Raw genomic sequence first — 16,682 nt, forward strand, 5'->3', positions numbered from 1 at the left:
TGACGAGTGACGTCTCGGGGATCTACCGCGGCTGGTACGAGGTGCTGCGCGGCGGTTCCTACCCGCTGGACGACGTCACGTGGCAGCACCGGCCACACCTTCAGCAGCGCGCCGAACGCCGCCAGCGCCCCCAGGGCCCGCGGGCGGCGCACCCCGGCCAGCAGCGCCGCCACGGCGACGGCCGTGACCATCAGGTCGTACCGGGCGTAGACGGTGGGGCCGAGGAGCGGCACGCCCACCACCCACACCCAGGCACCCGCGCCCCGCCTGCCGGAGCGCGTGCCCGCGTACGTCAACAAGCCGAACGTGAGGGCGTCGCACACCAGTACGAGAACGAAGAAGGCGGAGGCGTACTCCAGGAAGGGCAGCAGGGCGGGCGACAGGATGGCGAGCGCCGCGGCGGGCGGGTACTGCCACGTGACGTCGTCCAGCGGGTAGGAACCGCCGCGCAGCACCTCGTACCAGCCGCGGTAGATCCCCGAGACGTCACTCGTCACATCCGGTCCCGGCACCGTGAACGTGCCGGACACCTTGAACACGCAGAGCAGCAGCACCGCACGGGTGGCGGCCCATACGACGAGGGACCGACCGCGTCCACCCGTCCCCGTCCTCAGCCTCATGCAGGACATGATGCGGGTCCCGCCCGTGCGGGAGCCGTCAGGCAGGGCCGTCCGGCCGACCGGTACTGTCGGCGGCGATGGACAAGACCCTGATCGTGACGAACGACTTCCCGCCCCGCCCCGGTGGCATCCAGGCCTTCCTGCACAACATGGCACTGCGTCTGGACCCCGGCCGGCTCGTCGTCTACGCCTCCACCTGGAAGCGCGGCACCGAGGGGGCCGAGGCCACCGCGGCCTTCGACGCCGCACAGCCCTTCACCGTCGTCCGCGACCGTACGACGATGCTGCTGCCCACCCCCCGGGTGACCCGGCAGGCCGTCGGCCTGCTGCGCGCGCACGGCTGCTCCTCCGTGTGGTTCGGTGCGGCCGCCCCGCTGGGGCTCATGGCCCCCGCGCTGCGCGGGGCGGGCGCGCGCCGCATCGTGGCGACCACCCACGGGCACGAGGCGGGATGGGCCCAGCTGCCCGCCTCCCGGCAGCTGCTGCGCCGCATCGGCGAGGGCACGGACACGATCACCTACCTGGGGGAGTACACCCGGTCCCGGATCGCGCCCGCGCTCACCGCGCGGGCCGCCGGCCGCATGGTGCGCCTGCCGCCCGGGGTCGACGAGAAGACCTTCCACCCGGCCTCCGGCGGGGACCGGGTCAGGGCCCGGCTGGGGCTCACGGACCGGCCCGTCGTCGTGTGCGTCTCCCGGCTCGTCCCGCGCAAGGGCCAGGACACCCTCATCCTCGCCATGCCCGCGATCCTCGCGCGGGAGCCGGACACCGTCCTGCTGATCGTCGGCGGCGGCCCGTACGCCCGGCAGCTGGAGAAGCTCGCCGCCGAGACCGGTGTCCAGGACTCCGTGCGCTTCACCGGACCGGTGCCCTGGGAGGAACTGCCCGCCCACTACGGCGCCGGGGACGTGTTCGCCATGCCCTGCCGCACCCGGCGCGGCGGTCTCGACGTCGAGGGCCTCGGCATCGTCTACCTGGAGGCGTCCGCGACCGGACTGCCGGTGGTCGCCGGCGACTCGGGAGGCGCCCCGGACGCCGTCCTGGACGGCGAGACCGGATGGGTGGTGCGGGGCGGCTCGGCCGAGGAGTGCGCCGACCGGATCGCCACCCTGCTCGGCGACGCGGAGCTGCGCCGGCGGATGGGGGAGCGCGGCCGTGCCTGGGTCGAGGAGAAGTGGCGCTGGGACCTGCTCGCGGAGGAGCTCAAGGAGCTGCTCTGAGCGCGCCGCGCCGGAGAACGCGGGGGCTCCGCACACCGACCGGTGTGCGGAGCCCCCGCGTTGCGGCGGTCGGTCCGGTCAGCCGCGGTAGATCGACTCCACCTCGTCGGCGAAGTCCTTCGCCACGACGTTGCGCTTCAGCTTCAGCGACGGCGTGATGTGGCCCGCCTCCTCCGTGAACTGCGCGGCGAGGACGCGGAACTTGCGGACCGACTCCGCCTTGGAGACCGCCGCGTTGCCGTCGTCCACCGCACGCTGCACCTCGGCCAGCAGATCGGTGTCCTCACGCAGCGAGAGGGCCGTCGAGCCGGCCGGCTTGCCGTTCTCCTCGGCCCAGCGGGAGAGGAACTCCTCGTCGAGGGTGACCAGCGCCCCGACGAACGGCCTTCCGTCACCGACCACCATGCACTCGGCGACCAGGGCGTGGGCGCGGATCCGGTCCTCGATCACGGCCGGAGCGACGTTCTTGCCGCCCGCCGTGACGATGATCTCCTTCTTGCGCCCGGTGATCGCGAGGTAACCGTCCTCGTCGAGCGTGCCGATGTCACCGGTGTGGAACCAGCCGTCGGCCAGCGCCTCGGCCGTCGCCGCCTCGTTCCCCCAGTACCCGGTGAACAGGTGCTCCCCGTGCAGCAGGACCTCGCCGTCGTCGGCGATCCGCACCACGGAACCGGGCAGCGGCTGGCCGACCGTACCGATCTTCTGCCGGTCCCACGGGTTGAACGCCGTGGCCGCGCAGGTCTCGGTCAGACCGTAGCCCTCGAGCACGGTGAAGCCGATGCCGCGGAAGAAGTGCCCGAGCCGCTCGCCCAGCGGCGCGCCGCCCGAGATCGCGTACTCGCCGCGGCCGCCGAGCACCGCGCGCAGCTTGCCGAACACCAGCTTGTCGAAGACCTTGTGCCTGACCTTCAGGCCGAAGGAGGGGCCCTCGGGCGTGCCCAGCGCCCGGCTGTAGGCGATCGCCGTGTCGGCCGCCCGGTCGAAGATCTTCCCCTTGCCGTCGGCCTGGGCCTTGGCGCGCGCCGAGTTGTAGACCTTCTCGAAGACCCGCGGCACGCCGAGGATCAACGTCGGCCGGAACGAGGCGAGCTCATCGGTGAGGTTCTTGATGTCCGGCACGCAGCCGAGCTTGATCGGGGCCATCACCGAGGCGACCGCGACCAGCCGCCCGAAGACGTGGGCGGCCGGGAGGAAGAGCAGCACGGAGCACTCGCCGGTACGGAAGAGGGGCTTGAGCCGCTCCACCACGTTGCCGCACTCCGCGAAGAAGCTGCGGTGCGTCAGCACGCAGCCCTTGGGCCGCCCGGTGGTGCCCGAGGTGTAGACCAGGGTGGCCGGGTCGTCGGCCTTGGCGCTCACCATGCGCAGGTCCAGGGCCTCCCGGGAGACCCCGGCGCCCGACGCCGTCAGCTCGGCGACCGCTCCCTCGTCGATCTGCCACACGTGCAGCAGATCCGGCAGCCGGTCGCGCACGGAGGCGACGGACGCGGCGTGGACCTCGCTCTCGACGACGACCGCCACCGCGCCCGAGTCGCCGAGTATCCACTGGACCTGCTCGGCGGAACTGGTCTCGTAGACCGGCACGGTGACCGCGCCCGCGCTCCAGATGGCGAAGTCCAGCAGCACCCACTCGAAGCGGGTGCGGGACATGAGGGCGACGCGGTCACCGGGCTCGATGCCCGCCGCGATCAGGCCTCTGGCGACCTCTTCGACCTCGGCCAGGAACCGCGTGGCCGTGACGTCCGTCCAGACGCCGGCCACTTTGCGGCTCATCACCGCGACGTCGGGATGCTGAGCGGCGTTGCGGCGGATGAGATCCGTCAGGTTGCCGTCCGTAGGGACCTCGTACAGGGCCGGAAGGCTGAACTCGCGCAAGACTGCTGCTCCTCATCGGGCTCCGGTTCCACGGCTCTGTGTGACGCACCGGATGCGGTCCAAGACTGGCAGGTGCTCAGTGGGGTGAGCACGACTGGACTGCCCGGACGTTACCCACGAGTACTCGGTTCTCGATAGGGGGTTCAGGCCAGATGTCTTATGCATCACACATATCAGTGGTCCTGGGGGGCACAGTAGTCCACCGGTCTCACGACCCCGAAGTAACCGCAGGTCCGATGGCCTCTACCCACCGCGAGCAGTCGGGATCTAGGGTGAACGCCATGCGAGGCAGCGGACCGGACACCGGGAAGACCGGCGCGGACAGAAGGACGCGCGTGCACGTGGTCAGCGATGTCCACGGCAACACCGAGGCACTGGCCCGGGCCGGCGACGGCGCGGACGCCCTGCTCTGCCTGGGCGACCTGGTGCTCTTCCTCGACTACGCCGACCACTCCCGCGGCATCTTCCCCGACCTGTTCGGTGTGGAGAACGCGGACCGCATCGTGGCCCTGCGCACCGCCCGGCGCTTCGAGGAGGCCCGGGCCCTCGCCCGCGCCCTGTGGGAGGGCAGGGACCGGGAGGCGGCGATCCTGGAGGGCGTGCACAAGCAGTACGCCGAGATGTTCGCCGTCCTGCCGACCCCCACGTACGCCACCTACGGCAACGTCGACGTGCCCGCCCTCTGGCCCGAGTACGCCCGCCCCGGGACCACCGTGCTCGACGGGGAGCGCGTCGAGATAGGGGGCCGGGTCTTCGGCTTCGTCGGCGGCGGCCTCAGGACCCCGATGCGCACGCCGTACGAGATCGGTGACGAGGAGTACGCGGCCAAGGTCGAGGCGCTCGGCCCCGTGGACGTCCTGTGCTCGCACATCCCGCCGGACGTCCCGGAGCTGACGTACGACACGGTGGCCCGCCGCTTCGAACGGGGCAGCGCCGCGCTGCTGGACGCCATCCACCGCACCCGCCCCCGCTACGCGCTTTTCGGCCATGTTCACCAGCCCCTGGCCCGGCGGATGCGGATCGGCGTCACCGAGTGCGTCAACGTCGGCCACTTCGCCTCCACCGGACGGCCCTGGGTCCTCGAATGGTGAGCGGCCCGCCGCCGGCCACGCCCCGGGGCATGGCCGGAGCGCCGCCGGGCACGCGATAGCCTGCACACGGCAGGCCTCTGCCGAACGCGACCGGTACACCGCACTGGAGGGCCACGGCGATGGCTGAACACACCAGCTCGAGCATCACGATCGAGGCGGCACCGGCCGACGTCATGGGAGTGATCGCCGACTTCGCCCGCTACCCGGAGTGGACCGGCGAGGTGAAGGAGGCCGAGATCCTCGCCACCGACGACCGGGGCCGCGCCGAGCAGGTGCGGCTGGTGCTGGACGCCGGGGCGATCAAGGACGACCACGTCCTCGCCTACACCTGGAACAGCGCGTACGAGGTCAGCTGGACCCTCGTCAAGTCGCAGATGCTGCGTTCCCTCGACGGGAGTTACGCCCTGGCGCCGGCCGGCGTCGGCGACCGGACCGAGGTCACCTACCGGCTCGCCGTGGACGTCAAGATCCCGCTGCTCGGCATGATCAAGCGCAAGGCCGAGAAGGTCATCATCGACCGCGCCCTCGCCGGACTGAAGAAGCGCGTCGAGTCCGTCCCGAAGGCCTGACCGCGTGCGTACGGTCCTGGTCACCGGCCCCGGCGGCGCGGGCCGTACCACCGTCGCGGCGGCCACCGCACTCGCCTCGGCCCGGGCCGGCCGGCGCACGCTCCTCGTCTCCGCCGACGCCGTCCCGGGCTTCCCCGCGGGTCCGGCGCCCACCCGGGTCGCCGAGCACCTCGACCACGCGCGCCTCGACTCCGCGGGACACTTCAGGGACGAACTCCTCGCCCTCCAGGACCGGGCGTCGGGCGTGCTCGACCTGCTGGGCGCCAACCGGCTGGACGGCGAGGAACTCACCGAACTGCCCGGCAGCACCCAGTTCGCGGCGCTGCACGCGCTGCGCCGGGCCGCCGAGGGGGACTGGTCGCACGGCGCTTACGGCACCCTGGTCGTCGACCTCCCCCCGCTCACCGAGGCCCTCGCCCTGCTCGCCCTCCCCGGGCAGCTGCGCCGCTACCTGCGCCGCCTCCTGCCCCGGGAACGCCAGGCGGCCCGCGCGCTGCGGCCGCTGCTTGCGCAGTTCGCGGGCGTGCCCATGCCCGCCCAGTGGCTGTACGAGGCCGCCGCCCGCAAGGACGCCGAACTGGCCGCGGTCGAGACCCTGCTCGCCGACTCCGCGACGACCGTGCGCCTGGTCGCCGAACCCGGGCCCGCCGCCGAGGACGCCCTGCGCACCGCCCGCACGGGACTGGCGCTGCACGGGGCCGGCGTCGAGGCGGTCGTCGCCAACCGGGTGCTGCCCCGGCACTCGTCCGACCCCTGGTTCGCCGGGCTCGCCGCCCAGCAGGAGAAGTGCCTGGACCACTGGCACCAGGAGTGGGCACCCGGCACGCCCGTGCACCAGGCCGCCCACCTCGGCCGCGACCCGCGCGGCCTCCGCGAACTCGCCCTGGACGGCGTCCCGGCGCCCGACGCGCGGGAGCCGGGGCACGCCGCTCCCCCCTGGTGGACCGAGGACGGCGGCGACGGCGTCCTGGTCTGGTGCCTGCCCCTGCCCGGCGCCGTCAAGGAGGACCTCCGGCTCGTCCGGCGTGGCCAGGAACTGCTCATCGGCGCAGGCCCCTTCCACCGCATCGTGCCCCTGGAGGCCGCGCTGCGCCGCTGCACCGTCTCAGGTGCCGCCCTGGCCGACGGCGTCCTGCGTGTCCGGTTCACACCCGACCCGGCGCTCTGGCCGCGGTCACGATGAACGGGGTGCCCCCGTTCGGGTAACGTCGGTGGTACGTGGCCCGCACGGTCACGCAGGCAACCGCGTCGCAGGAGTCCGCCATGAGTGAAGCCACCGATCGTCCGGCCGACGACGACGCGTGGGCGGAGGCCTGCGCCGAGGACCTGGAGGCCGAGAAGGCCCGCCGGCGGGCCCGTTACGGGCCGCAGGCCGGCTCCGCCGCCGAGGAACTGCGCAAACTGATGGACGCGGTGGCCGACAAGGTCTCCTCGCTCGGGTCGCCGCTGCTCGGCATGGCCGCCCAGGGCACCGTCCAGCAGGTGATCCGCCAGGCCAGGTCCGCGGTCGAGCCCGTCATCGAGCGCAACCCGGACCTCTTCGACCACCTCGCCGCCGCGGGCAGCGAACTGCTGGCCGCCTACCGCTCCGCCGTCGAGGGCCAGGAAGCGCGCTGGACCAGGGGCACCGAGGGCGCCGGAGGTGCCGAGGCGGCGCCCGGCCCGGCGAAGAGGGCCGCGGACGACCCCTCGGACCCGCGCGACGAGGGCCCCGGCGGCAGCGAACACATCGACCTGGACTGACCCGGGCAGGGAAGTGCCCGCCCCCGGCTCGGGTACGGTTGGCCGTAGCGGGGCTCGACCGAAACTGAGGGATTCATGGGACTCACCATCGGCGTCGATATCGGCGGCACGAAGATCGCGGCTGGAGTGGTCGACGAAGAGGGCCGGATCCTCTCGACGTTCAAGGTATCGACTCCGCCGACGGCCGAGGGCATCGTCGACGCGATCTGCGCGGCCGTGGCCGGAGCGAGCGAGGGACACGACGTGGAGGCCGTCGGCATCGGTGCCGCCGGTTACGTCGACGACAAGCGCGCCACCGTGCTGTTCGCCCCGAACATCAACTGGCGGCACGAACCGCTCAAGGACAAGGTCGAACAGCGCGTCGGCCTGCCGGTGGTCGTCGAGAACGACGCCAACGCGGCCGCCTGGGGCGAGTACCGCTTCGGTGCCGGCCAGGGCCACGACGACGTCATCTGCATCACGCTCGGCACCGGCCTGGGCGGCGGCATCATCATGGGCAACAAGCTGCGCCGGGGCCGCTTCGGCGTCGCGGCCGAGTTCGGGCACATCCGGGTCGTCCCGGACGGGCTGCTCTGCGGTTGCGGCAGCCAGGGCTGCTGGGAGCAGTACGCCTCCGGGCGCGCGCTCGTCCGGTACGCCAAGCAGCGCGCCAACGCCACCCCGGAGAACGCCCCGATCCTGCTGGCGCTCGGTGACGGCACGGTGGAGGGCATCGAGGGCAAGCACATCAGCGAGGCCGCCCGGCAGGGCTGCCCGGTGGCCGTCGACTCGTTCCGCGAGCTGGCCCGCTGGGCCGGGGCCGGGCTCGCCGACCTCGCCTCGCTCTTCGACCCGTCGGCGTTCATCGTCGGCGGCGGCGTCTCGGACGAGGGCGAGCTTGTCCTGGACCCGATCCGCAAGTCGTTCCGCCGCTGGCTGATCGGCGGCGAGTGGCGCCCGCACGCGCAGGTCCTCGCGGCCCAACTGGGAGGCAAGGCCGGTCTCGTCGGCGCTGCCGACCTGGCCCGCCAGGGCTGACACCGCCCACGGCACGTCCGACGCCCGTCGCGCCCCCCGGGGAGCGGCGGGCGTCCGTCGTATCGTGCGGTGCATGGTCACGACGCCGATGCCTCTGCCCGACTCCCGTACCGAGGAAGACGGTTCGGCCGTCATCCGGGTGCTCAGCTACAACGTCCGCTCGCTGCGTGACGACACGCAGGCGCTGGCCCGCGTCATCCGCGCCTGCGCGCCCGATCTGGTGTGCGTGCAGGAGGCCCCGCGCTTCTTCCGCTGGCGCAAGGCGGCGGCCCGGCTCGCCGCCATGACCGACCTGGTGATCCTCGGCGGCGGTGCCACGGCCGCCGGGCCGCTGCTGCTCTGCTCGCTGCGCGCCACGGTGGAGCGCACCGAGGACGTCCTGCTGCCGCTCACCCCGGGGTTGCACCGCAGGGGACTGGCCACCGCCGTCGTCCGGATCGCCGGCACCCGTCTCGGGGTGCTGAGCTGTCATCTGAGCCTGCAACGCGAGGAACGGGAGGCCCAGGCGGGCATGCTGCTGGACCGCCTCGACACGATGGGCGTCCCGCACACCGTCGTGGCCGGCGACCTCAACGACGTACCGCAGGGGCGGGCGTTCCGTCGTCTGGCCGGACGGCTCCAGGACTGCTGGGCCGTACGCCCGTGGGGCGGCGAGCACACCTTCCCACCCGGCTCCCCGCACAAGCGCATCGACGCGGTGTTCGCGACCGGCGGCATCGAGGTGCTCGGCTGCGGGGTCCCCACGGGCCTGCCCGGCATCACCGACGCGGACCTGCGCGCGGCCAGTGACCACCTGCCCGTGCTGGCCGCGCTCAGGGTGCCCGCGGGCGAGTGAGAGGCCGGGCCCTCACCGCCCGGGCGCGGTGAGAGGCCGGGCGGTGGGGGCGGGGGCGTCAGACCACGGCGCCGCGGCCCGGGTCGTCGCTCTCCTCGTCGTCGTCGGGCATGCGGGCCACCAGGGTGGCGAAACCGCCCAGGAAGCCGCCGATGCAGAGCGTGGTGAGCCACCACGTCATCTCCCACTGCAGCAGCACCGCGACGAGCATCAGCACCGGGCCGCCGACGACCGCGAGCCAGGCGAACTTCGCCGTCACGTCGGCCTCCGGGAGCGGTGGCGGCTCCGGGGGCACGAAGTGCCCCTCGCCGCCGTCGTCCGCATCGCCGTCACCCGGCTCCGCCACCTCGTAGTGGGGGGGGGGGGCCGGGCCCGGGGCGCTCGTCCGTGTCCGGGCGGCGTCCGCGTTCAGGCGGGGGCGCCCCGCTCCCACCGGTAGAACTGCTGGGCCATCGCGTCCTTCGGACCGCGCCAGGTCTGCGGGTCGTAAGGGCTCACGAAGGCGGTCAGCCGGTCGCTGACGGCCTTGAACTCCGGGTGCTCGGTCACCTTGGCGATCTCCGGCCCCGGGGGTCGGTCCGACTCGATCAGGTGCAGGTACACGTCGCCGAACTGGAAGAGCGTGCGCCTGTTGACCCCGACGAGGTGCGGCAGTTCGGTGTTGTCGGAGTGCGCGAACACGTCGGCGATGTCCGGTGCGGACCCGGGTGCCATCCGCGCGACGATCAGTGCGTGATGCATCTGGCTGCCTTTCGGGGCATCAGTTGGCCGGGACGGAGGCGGAGCGGCGCTCCCGGTCGCGCTGCTCGATCTTGTCGCGGATGAGTTCCAGCTGGACGCGCGAGTTGCGGTTGATGTTCTCGGTCATCCACGCGTCGTCGACCGGCGCGTCCGGCCGCATCGCGAAGTCCTGCTTCCAGTGCATCCGGGTGCCGCCCGGGACCTCCGAGTACTCCCACCGGATGTCCATGTGCTGGAAGGGACCCGGTTCGACACGCCGTGCCCGGACGCTGCGCCCCGCACGGTCGGTGGTGCGCTCCGACACCCAGCTCCAGACCTTGCCGTTGTCGTCGGGGTGCATGGTGAGCCGGAAGGTCGTCGTCTCGCCCTTCCTCTCGATCACCTCGACGGCCGCGTACTCGCTGAACAGCTGCGGCCAGTTCTCGAGATCGTTCGTCATGTCCCAGACGAGGTCCAGGGGTGCGGCGATGGTGATCTCGTTCTCGGTGTGTCCCGGCATGTCAGACTCCTGTCACGAGGTTGCTGTTCACGAGGTCGAGGAACTCGCCGGGCGTCCTGCACCGGTCCGCGTCCGCCGGGAGCGGCCGGCCGTAGCGGTTCTCCAGCGCGGCGACGATGCCGAGCAGGCCGAGTGAGTCCAGGCCGTACTCGTCGAAGGCCGAGCCGGGCCGGCTCTCCATCTCCGACGGGTCGACGGTGAGCCCTGCGCCGTTCTTCATGAGCACGGCCAGTTCCGCGTACGTCAGTCGATCGGTCATGTGGGAAGTGCTCCTTGTCATCCGGTGGTGTCGGTGGGGTACCGCAGGACCAGCGCCGAGTTGGACCCCATGAGTCCCCGGCTCAGCACCAGCGCCGTCCGCAGTTCGGCGGGGCGCGCGCGACCGGTGACCACGTCGAGGTCGTGGCACACGTCGAAGACGTTCGGCGTCGGAGGGATCAGGCCGTGTTCCATGGCCAGTACGGCGGCGGACGTGTCCAGCACGGGCGCGCCGCAGTAGGCGCGGCCGGTGCCCGTCTTGGGCGCCGTCACCGGGACGCGCCGTCCGTGCGGGCCGAGGGCGTCCGCGATGGCCAGGGCCTCGGCCCGGTCCGCGGACGGTACGCCGAGCGCGTCCGCGAAGACGACGTCGATCTCCTCGGGTGCGCAGCCGGCCTCCCGCAGCGCTCCCTCGACGGCCCGTGCCAGTCCTTCCCGGGACTGCTCCCACCGGCCCGGGCCGGTGAAGGTGGCCGCGTGTCCGGCCAGTTCGGCACGGATCCGCGCGCCCCGGTCGCGGGCTGACGCCTCCTCCTCGACCACCAGCATGGCGCCCCCCTCCGCAGGGGCGAATCCGCAGGCGTCCGCGGTGAAGGGCCGGTAGGCGCGTGCGGGGTCCTCGCAGGTGCTCAGGTCCTCGTATCCGAGCTGGCAGACCACGGAGTACGGGGCGAGCGGTGCTTCGGCCGCGCCGACGACGACGGCTCCGGTGCCGCGCCGGATGGAACGCGCGGCGTGCATGAGCGCGTCGAGGCCGCCGGCCTCGTCGCTGGCCACCACGGCGCACGGCCCCTTGAAGCCGCCGCGGATGGAGATCTGGCCGGTGCTGGCCGCGTAGAACCAGGCGATGGACTGGTAGGGGCCGACATAACGGGAGCCCTGCCCCCACAGCCGCTGCAGCTCGCGCTGTCCGAACTCCCCGCCGCCGGACCCGGCGGCGGTGACGACGCCCACGCTGAACGGCGCGTCCTGGTAGTCGGCGCGGCCGAGCCGGGCGTCGTCCAGGGCGAGATCGGCCGCGGCCATCGCGAAGTGGGTGAAGCGGTCGGTCTGCACGAGGAACCGCTCCTCGATGAGGGCGACCGGGTCGAATTCGCGGACCTCGCCCGCGACCCGCAGCGGAAGGTTCTCGCAGCCCTCCCGGGTGACCAGGTCGAGGACGCTGACGCCCTCCTGCGTCTGCTTCCAGAAGGCACCGGCGCCCGTCCCGTTGGGGGCGACGACACCGATGCCCGTGATGACGGATCGCCGCTGTGTCCGGTTGTTCATGGGGTCCTCCCGCCCGACCGGGTCAGCGCCACGGCTGACTGGAACCCGCCGAAGCCACTGCCGACCGAGAGCACACTGCGCAGCTTCAGGGGCCGGGCGGTGCGCGGTACGTAGTCGAGGTCGCACTCGGGGTCCGCGGTCTCGTAGTTCGCCGTCGGAGGCACCGTCTGGTGTTCGAGGGCGAGGACGCACGCGGCGATCTCGATGGCGCCGATGGCTCCGAGCGAGTGCCCGACCATGGACTTGATCGAGCTCATCGGCACCTTGTAGGCGTGGGCGCCGAGGGCGCGCTTCACGGCCGCCGTCTCGTGGCGGTCGTTCTGCTTGGTGCCGGAGCCGTGCGCGTTGACGTAGTCGACCTGTGAGCCGTCGATCCGGGCGTGGGCGAGGGCGGAGTTGATGGCCTCGGCCATCTCGATTCCTTCGCAGGTGAGCCCGGTCATGTGGTAGGCGTTGCCGAAGGTGGCGTAGCCGGATATCTCGCAGTACACCGTCGCGCCGCGGGCCCGGGCGTGCTCCAGCTCCTCCAGCACGAGCACGGCTCCGCCCTCGCCCATGACGAACCCGTCCCGGCGGGCGTCGAACGGCCGGGAGGCGTGCTCCGGGTCGTCGTTGTTCGCCGAGGTCGCCTTGATCGCGTCGAAGCACGCCACCGTGATGGGGGTGATCGGTGTGTCGGACGCGCCGGCGACGCACACGTCGACGCGGCCCTCCTCGATGGAGTGGAAGGCGTACCCGATCGCGTCGAGGCCGGAGGTGCAGCCGGTCGACACGGTCTGGACGGGCCCGTGCGCACCGACCTCCTCGGCCACGGCGGAGGCCAGGGTGCTGGGTGCGAACGCCCGCTCGAGGTGGGGGCCCGCGGGGCGGTGGTCGACGTCCCAGCGCGCGCCGCCGCCGCTGACGGCGACGTAGTCGTGCTCGAGGCGTGTGGTGCCGCCGACCGCCGTGCCGAGGGACACCCCGATGCGCCAGGGGTCCACCTTCTCGGTGTCGAGCCCGGCGTCGGATAGGGCCTCTCTGGCCGCTACCAGCGCGAACTGGATGTACCGGTCGGAGCGTGCGATGAGCTCCTCGTCCAGGCCGTGCGCCACGGGGTCGAAGTCGCACTCGGCGGCGATGCGCGAGCGGAACGCCGCCGGGTCGAAGAGGGTGATGCCCCGGGTCGCGGTGCGGCCGTTGGAGAGCAGGTCCCAGAAGGCCGGGACCCCGATGCCACCGGGGGCGACGACGCCGACCCCGGTGACCGCCACGCGTCGGGTCATGACGCCGCCCCCGTTCGTTCCGGCGGCGCTCCGCGCTCGGCCACGTCCGTGATCTCGGTGTCCACGTGCCCGAGTTCGGGCCTGGGGGCGAGCGGACCGAGGTGGAAGACCATCCGCGCCTCGACGTCGCCCACGTTGCGGAAGCGGTGGCGTACGTGCGGAGGGATCAGCAGGCCCTGGTCGGGCCGCATCGGGTGGGCTTCGCCGTCCAGGTCGACCTCCAGGAGTCCGTCCACGACGTAGACGAACTCCTCGGAGTACGGGTGGTAGTGCTCACCGATGCGCTCACCGGGGCCGACGATGGCCAGTCCCATGAAGCCGCTGGTGGCACCCACAGCCGTAGGTGTGAGCATGGCGCGCAGGTCGCCTCCGCGCCTGCGGTTGGGCTGAGTCTCGCTGAGGTCCACGATGCGAGGCCGGTGCGTGGTCATGACTGCTCTCCTCGAGGCGGGTCGTGCGGTGTGACGGCAGCACGGGCGGACCCCTGGTGCCGGTGGCGTGGTTCAGGCCTCGGTGGCCTGTCGATCGGTGATCAGCTTCATCTCGGCCTGGGCGAGGAAGCGCGCGGCCTCCTGGTCGTCGGTGGGCAGGCCGTTGGCGCCGCCGTCGAGGAGGCGTCCGAGCATGGCCGCCTTGCGGGGGCCGCCGATGCCGAGCGCCAGCGCGGGCTGCGCGCCCAGCGGGCCGCTCATCTCGAGGAGCCGGACCACGACGTCGTCGCGCTGGAAGATGGTGCTGCTGGCGACGGGGCTCCCGGCGTCGTCCGCGGTCTCCTCGTCCTGGCCGGCGAGCAGCCGGGCGAGCGCCATGCCGCAGCCTTCCTTCGCCTGGTAGAAGAGCGCGTGGCGCTGTACGTCGCCCGGGGCGTGGCGGCCGGCCGTCACGTGGTGCACGGTCGGCAGCGCCGCACGGGTGAAGAACATCCGTGCCGAGTCGGGGTCGCTGAGGTCCCGGTCCTGCTCCAGGTACGGGTTGAGCGCCTCCTCCACGGCCCTGACCTCGGGCTGGCGGGAGACGTGGCGCAGCGCGGCCAGCAGGTCGCCCTCCACCTCGACCGCACGCACGACGCGGTTGCCGTGCATGAAGAGGGACGTGCGGCGCAGCCGGGTGTTCTCGTCGACCCGCGCCTGGGGTGACTCGTAGTCCGCGAGGATCTTCGCGACGATGTCCTCGGTGCCGGGCTTGACGGTGAAGGTGAGCGCGTGCCGTACCACTCCGTCGCCGATGCGGGGCGCGGGCTGGAGCCCGCTCTCGACCGGGGCCACGCCGTCGGTCTTCGCCGTCTCGCGCAGGACGCTGAACCGCAGGGAGCGGGTGTCGCGGACGCAGCTGTGCAGGGGCTGGACCGTGGCGACGTGCTCCTCGCTGTTCACCCAGGCGAGGAAGGGCGGCGCGCTCTCCCACTCACTGGTGATGAGCCACTGCGAGGGGTTCTCGATGGACTGGCACAGCTGGTCGCTGATGTGGCCGGGGATGGACGCCACCTGGTTGCGCATGTGCTCGTAGGCCTCGAGGAACTGCTTCTGGGCGCCGTCGTGCAGGTCCAGCAGCAGGACGACCCGGAGCCTTGAACCGTCGAAGGCGGACTGCGATACCCGTTCCGATATGGTTGCCATCTTTGTCTCCTTCGAGACGGCGCGGTGGCCACGTCGAGTGGCCTCTCGTCATCCGTCGGCTGTCGGGGAACCGGAGCGGCCTCCCCCGCAGACGCGTGTGGTCACCCCGCATCGCGAGCATCGCTCCCGCGACTGATCGTGGAACGCCGGTACGGGACGCGCGAGATTTATGCACCGTTCAGGTGAGGCGGTGACCGAAGCCCTCGTACCAGGGCATGGACACTGCATCCGTCGCGCGTCCGAGCTGGAGCAACTGATGAACGAGAACGTCGACCACCGCGTACCGGTCCTCATCGTGGGCGGCTCCCTGGTGGGCCTGTCCGCCTCCCTCTTCCTGAGCCGGCTCGGCGTCCGCCACCTGCTGGTCGAGAAACACGCAAGCACCTCGACGCACCCGCGCGGCCGCGGCAACAACGTCCGCACGATGGAGCTGTTCCGCGCCGCGGGCGCCGAACAGCCGATCCGGGACGCCGCGTCGGTACTAGCGGACAACCACGGCATCCTGCAGGCCCGTTCGCTGACCGGGGACGACCAGGAGTGGCTGTTCAAGGAGATCGACCCGGGCGGCGGCCTCGCCCGGTTCAGCCCGAGCGGCTGGTGCCTGTGCAGCCAGAACGACCTGGAGCCCGTCCTGGTCACCCAGGCCAGGTCCCAGGGCAGCGATCTGCGCTTCTCCGCCGAGATGCTCAGTTTCGAGCAGGACGCGCACGGTGTGACGGCCGTGGTGAAGGACCGTGGGACCGGCGAGCACACCACGGTGCGGGCGGACTACCTCGTCGCGGCCGACGGGCCGCGCAGCCCGATCCGCGAGCAGTTGGGGATCGACCGGACGGGCGCGGGCGACCTGTTCCACAACGTGAGCGTCACCTTCCGGTCGCGGCAGCTCGCCGACGTGGTCGGCGACCGGCGGTTCATCGTCTGCTACCTGACCGGCCCCGCGGCGGACGGGGCGCTGCTGCCGGTGGACAACGTCGAGCAGTGGGTCTTCCACGCGCCGTGGCAGCCCGAGCGCGGCGAGACGCTGGAGGACTTCACCGACGAACGCTGCCGGGAGCACATCCGCCGCGCGGTCGGTGCCCCCGGCCTCGACGTCGAGATCACGGGCAAGGCGCCGTGGCACGCCGCCGAGCGGGTCGCGGAGCGTTACGGGTCCGGCCGGGTCTTCCTGGCGGGCGACTCGGCCCACGAGATGTCCCCGACCGGCGCGTTCGGCTCCAACACCGGTATCCAGGACGCGCACAACCTCGCCTGGAAGCTGGCCGCGGTGATCGAGGGCGCGGCCGGGCCGGCGCTGCTGGAGACGTACGAGGCCGAGCGGCTGCCGGTGGCGAAGGCGACGAGCGAGCGGGCGTCGGCCCGGTCGGCGGAGCACAGCCACCCGGGTTACGCCGGATCCCCCGGTCCCGGCGGGGGACCCAAGAACGGCATGCTCTCGATCGCCCTCGGGTACCGGTACGTCCGGGGCGCCGTCCTCGGCGTGGATCCGGACCTGCCGGTGGTTCCCGACCGCATGGCCCTGTCGGGTGATCCCGGCACCCGGGCGCCCCACATGTGGCTCCGCCGGGAGGGCGCCCGCCTCTCGACCCTGGACCTCTACGAGCGGTCGTTCGTCCTGCTGCACGACGCTCTTCACCCGGAGTGGGGTGCCGCGGCCCAGCAGGCGGCGAAGCGCCTGACGGTACGTCTGGACGCCTACGGCGTCGGGGCGGGGCCGGAAGCGGATCTCGCACCCGAGGACGGGGCCGACTGGGCCGCGTCCCACGGCACGGATGCCGGGGGAGCCGTCCTCGTGCGCCCCGACGGATTCGTGGCCTGGCGCTCCACGGGTGCGGTGGCGGATCCGGCCGCGGCACTCGACGAGGCCCTGACGGCCCTCCTCCACCGGGGCTGACGGCGGACGTGCACCGGCCGGTGTGCGCCCGGCCCACGGCCCGGAGCAACCGCCGTCCGGGTGGCGGTGCGCTGCCGCCCCACGGAACGGATGCGAAGGACCGGCGGGCCGGTCCTTCGCATCCGTGCTGTGGGGGCACCGGACCCGCGGGCACCTCGCGTGGGCGGGCGGCC

General features: G+C 72.6%; 17 protein-coding genes and 1 pseudogene. 8 read left to right on the plus strand and 10 right to left on the minus strand.

All coding sequences use genetic code 11. From position 1 onward, the window contains the following. A partial coding sequence (locus ABZ371_RS16025; RefSeq protein ID WP_358679212.1) for a glycosyltransferase 87 family protein occupies window positions 1-629 on the minus strand: 629 nt, incomplete at its 3' end. A gap of 68 nt (window positions 630-697) precedes the next feature. Here ABZ371_RS16025 and ABZ371_RS16030 point away from each other — a divergent pair. Continuing rightward, the gene (locus ABZ371_RS16030) at window positions 698-1,840 is read left to right on the plus strand and encodes a glycosyltransferase family 4 protein (RefSeq protein WP_358679215.1); all 1,143 of its coding nucleotides are present in this window, start codon (window positions 698-700) and stop codon (window positions 1,838-1,840) included. Between the two features lie 78 nt (window positions 1,841-1,918). On the opposite strand, the gene ABZ371_RS16035 is transcribed toward ABZ371_RS16030, so the two are convergent. Further along, window positions 1,919-3,715 (minus strand): AMP-dependent synthetase/ligase, encoded by a 1,797-nt coding sequence (locus ABZ371_RS16035; protein ID WP_358679217.1) that lies wholly within the window; start codon window positions 3,713-3,715, stop codon window positions 1,919-1,921. Between the two features lie 281 nt (window positions 3,716-3,996). Between ABZ371_RS16035 and ABZ371_RS16040 the strand changes: the two genes are divergently transcribed. The 6 genes from ABZ371_RS16040 (at window position 3,997) to ABZ371_RS16065 (ending at window position 8,970) form a co-directional block, all read left to right on the plus strand. Next, a complete protein-coding gene (locus ABZ371_RS16040) occupies window positions 3,997-4,806 on the plus strand; it encodes a metallophosphoesterase (RefSeq protein ID WP_358679220.1) in 810 nt (269 codons plus the stop codon). 119 nt (window positions 4,807-4,925) lie between these two features. Next, window positions 4,926-5,375 (plus strand): SRPBCC family protein, encoded by a 450-nt coding sequence (locus ABZ371_RS16045; protein WP_358679223.1) that lies wholly within the window; start codon window positions 4,926-4,928, stop codon window positions 5,373-5,375. 4 nt (window positions 5,376-5,379) lie between these two features. Beyond that, window positions 5,380-6,558: an ArsA-related P-loop ATPase gene (locus ABZ371_RS16050; RefSeq protein ID WP_358679226.1), complete on the plus strand. Its 1,179-nt coding sequence runs from the start codon at window positions 5,380-5,382 to the stop codon at window positions 6,556-6,558. A gap of 80 nt (window positions 6,559-6,638) precedes the next feature. Continuing rightward, entirely contained in the window at window positions 6,639-7,118 is a 480-nt protein-coding gene (locus ABZ371_RS16055) for a DUF5304 domain-containing protein (protein WP_358679229.1), read from the plus strand. 75 nt (window positions 7,119-7,193) lie between these two features. Continuing rightward, window positions 7,194-8,135 carry an ROK family glucokinase gene (locus tag ABZ371_RS16060; RefSeq protein WP_358679232.1) on the plus strand — a complete coding sequence of 314 codons (942 nt, stop codon included), beginning with the start codon at window positions 7,194-7,196 and terminating at the stop codon, window positions 8,133-8,135. 73 nt (window positions 8,136-8,208) lie between these two features. Further along, the gene (locus tag ABZ371_RS16065; RefSeq protein WP_358679235.1) at window positions 8,209-8,970 is read left to right on the plus strand and encodes an endonuclease/exonuclease/phosphatase family protein; all 762 of its coding nucleotides are present in this window, start codon (window positions 8,209-8,211) and stop codon (window positions 8,968-8,970) included. Window positions 8,971-9,028: 58 nt separating this feature from the next. Here the strand turns inward: ABZ371_RS16065 and ABZ371_RS16070 are convergent. The 8 genes and pseudogenes from ABZ371_RS16070 to ABZ371_RS16105 all read right to left on the minus strand — a co-directional run. Further along, window positions 9,029-9,349: pseudogene (locus tag ABZ371_RS16070) on the minus strand (hypothetical protein); the annotation flags it as partial. A gap of 29 nt (window positions 9,350-9,378) precedes the next feature. Next, window positions 9,379-9,711, minus strand: coding sequence for a TcmI family type II polyketide cyclase (locus tag ABZ371_RS16075; RefSeq protein ID WP_358679238.1), 333 nt, complete (start codon window positions 9,709-9,711; stop codon window positions 9,379-9,381). Between the two features lie 19 nt (window positions 9,712-9,730). After that, window positions 9,731-10,210, minus strand: a complete 480-nt coding sequence (locus ABZ371_RS16080; RefSeq protein WP_358679241.1) for an SRPBCC family protein — start codon at window positions 10,208-10,210, stop codon at window positions 9,731-9,733. A 1-nt stretch (window position 10,211) separates the two neighbouring features. Further along, entirely contained in the window at window positions 10,212-10,469 is a 258-nt protein-coding gene (locus ABZ371_RS16085) for an acyl carrier protein (protein ID WP_307123121.1), read from the minus strand. A gap of 17 nt (window positions 10,470-10,486) precedes the next feature. Further along, window positions 10,487-11,737, minus strand: coding sequence for a ketosynthase chain-length factor (locus ABZ371_RS16090; RefSeq protein WP_358679244.1), 1,251 nt, complete (start codon window positions 11,735-11,737; stop codon window positions 10,487-10,489). Beyond that, window positions 11,734-13,002, minus strand: coding sequence for a beta-ketoacyl-[acyl-carrier-protein] synthase family protein (locus ABZ371_RS16095; RefSeq protein ID WP_358679247.1), 1,269 nt, complete (start codon window positions 13,000-13,002; stop codon window positions 11,734-11,736). Before ABZ371_RS16095 ends, ABZ371_RS16090 begins: the two co-directional genes overlap by 4 nt. Next, window positions 12,999-13,433, minus strand: coding sequence for a cupin domain-containing protein (locus ABZ371_RS16100; protein WP_307123124.1), 435 nt, complete (start codon window positions 13,431-13,433; stop codon window positions 12,999-13,001). The genes ABZ371_RS16095 and ABZ371_RS16100 overlap by 4 nt, the downstream gene beginning before the upstream one ends. Before the next feature lie 72 nt (window positions 13,434-13,505). Next, window positions 13,506-14,618 carry a SchA/CurD-like domain-containing protein gene (locus ABZ371_RS16105; protein ID WP_358679251.1) on the minus strand — a complete coding sequence of 371 codons (1,113 nt, stop codon included), beginning with the start codon at window positions 14,616-14,618 and terminating at the stop codon, window positions 13,506-13,508. A 256-nt stretch (window positions 14,619-14,874) separates the two neighbouring features. Here ABZ371_RS16105 and ABZ371_RS16110 point away from each other — a divergent pair, with 256 nt between their 5' ends. After that, window positions 14,875-16,509 (plus strand): FAD-dependent monooxygenase, encoded by a 1,635-nt coding sequence (locus tag ABZ371_RS16110; protein ID WP_358679254.1) that lies wholly within the window; start codon window positions 14,875-14,877, stop codon window positions 16,507-16,509. Window positions 16,510-16,682 lie beyond the last annotated feature (173 nt).

The organism is Streptomyces sp. NPDC005899 (assembly GCF_040629645.1).
Classification (GTDB): domain Bacteria; phylum Actinomycetota; class Actinomycetes; order Streptomycetales; family Streptomycetaceae; genus Streptomyces.

Excerpts from the sequence above, each read along its gene's own strand:
- ABZ371_RS16030 (WP_358679215.1), top strand. The coding sequence starts at position 698 with ATGGACAAGACCCTGATCGTGACGAACGACTTCCCGCCCCGCCCCGGT.
- ABZ371_RS16040 (WP_358679220.1), top strand. The coding sequence starts at position 3,997 with ATGCGAGGCAGCGGACCGGACACCGGGAAGACCGGCGCGGACAGAAGG.
- ABZ371_RS16045 (WP_358679223.1), top strand. The coding sequence starts at position 4,926 with ATGGCTGAACACACCAGCTCGAGCATCACGATCGAGGCGGCACCGGCC.
- ABZ371_RS16055 (WP_358679229.1), top strand. The coding sequence starts at position 6,639 with ATGAGTGAAGCCACCGATCGTCCGGCCGACGACGACGCGTGGGCGGAG.
- ABZ371_RS16060 (WP_358679232.1), top strand. The coding sequence starts at position 7,194 with ATGGGACTCACCATCGGCGTCGATATCGGCGGCACGAAGATCGCGGCT.
- ABZ371_RS16065 (WP_358679235.1), top strand. The coding sequence starts at position 8,209 with ATGGTCACGACGCCGATGCCTCTGCCCGACTCCCGTACCGAGGAAGAC.
- ABZ371_RS16075 (WP_358679238.1), bottom strand. The coding sequence starts at position 9,711 with ATGCATCACGCACTGATCGTCGCGCGGATGGCACCCGGGTCCGCACCG.
- ABZ371_RS16080 (WP_358679241.1), bottom strand. The coding sequence starts at position 10,210 with ATGCCGGGACACACCGAGAACGAGATCACCATCGCCGCACCCCTGGAC.
- ABZ371_RS16085 (WP_307123121.1), bottom strand. The coding sequence starts at position 10,469 with ATGACCGATCGACTGACGTACGCGGAACTGGCCGTGCTCATGAAGAAC.
- ABZ371_RS16090 (WP_358679244.1), bottom strand. The coding sequence starts at position 11,737 with ATGAACAACCGGACACAGCGGCGATCCGTCATCACGGGCATCGGTGTC.
- ABZ371_RS16095 (WP_358679247.1), bottom strand. The coding sequence starts at position 13,002 with ATGACCCGACGCGTGGCGGTCACCGGGGTCGGCGTCGTCGCCCCCGGT.
- ABZ371_RS16100 (WP_307123124.1), bottom strand. The coding sequence starts at position 13,433 with ATGACCACGCACCGGCCTCGCATCGTGGACCTCAGCGAGACTCAGCCC.
- ABZ371_RS16105 (WP_358679251.1), bottom strand. The coding sequence starts at position 14,618 with ATGGCAACCATATCGGAACGGGTATCGCAGTCCGCCTTCGACGGTTCA.
- ABZ371_RS16110 (WP_358679254.1), top strand. The coding sequence starts at position 14,875 with ATGAACGAGAACGTCGACCACCGCGTACCGGTCCTCATCGTGGGCGGC.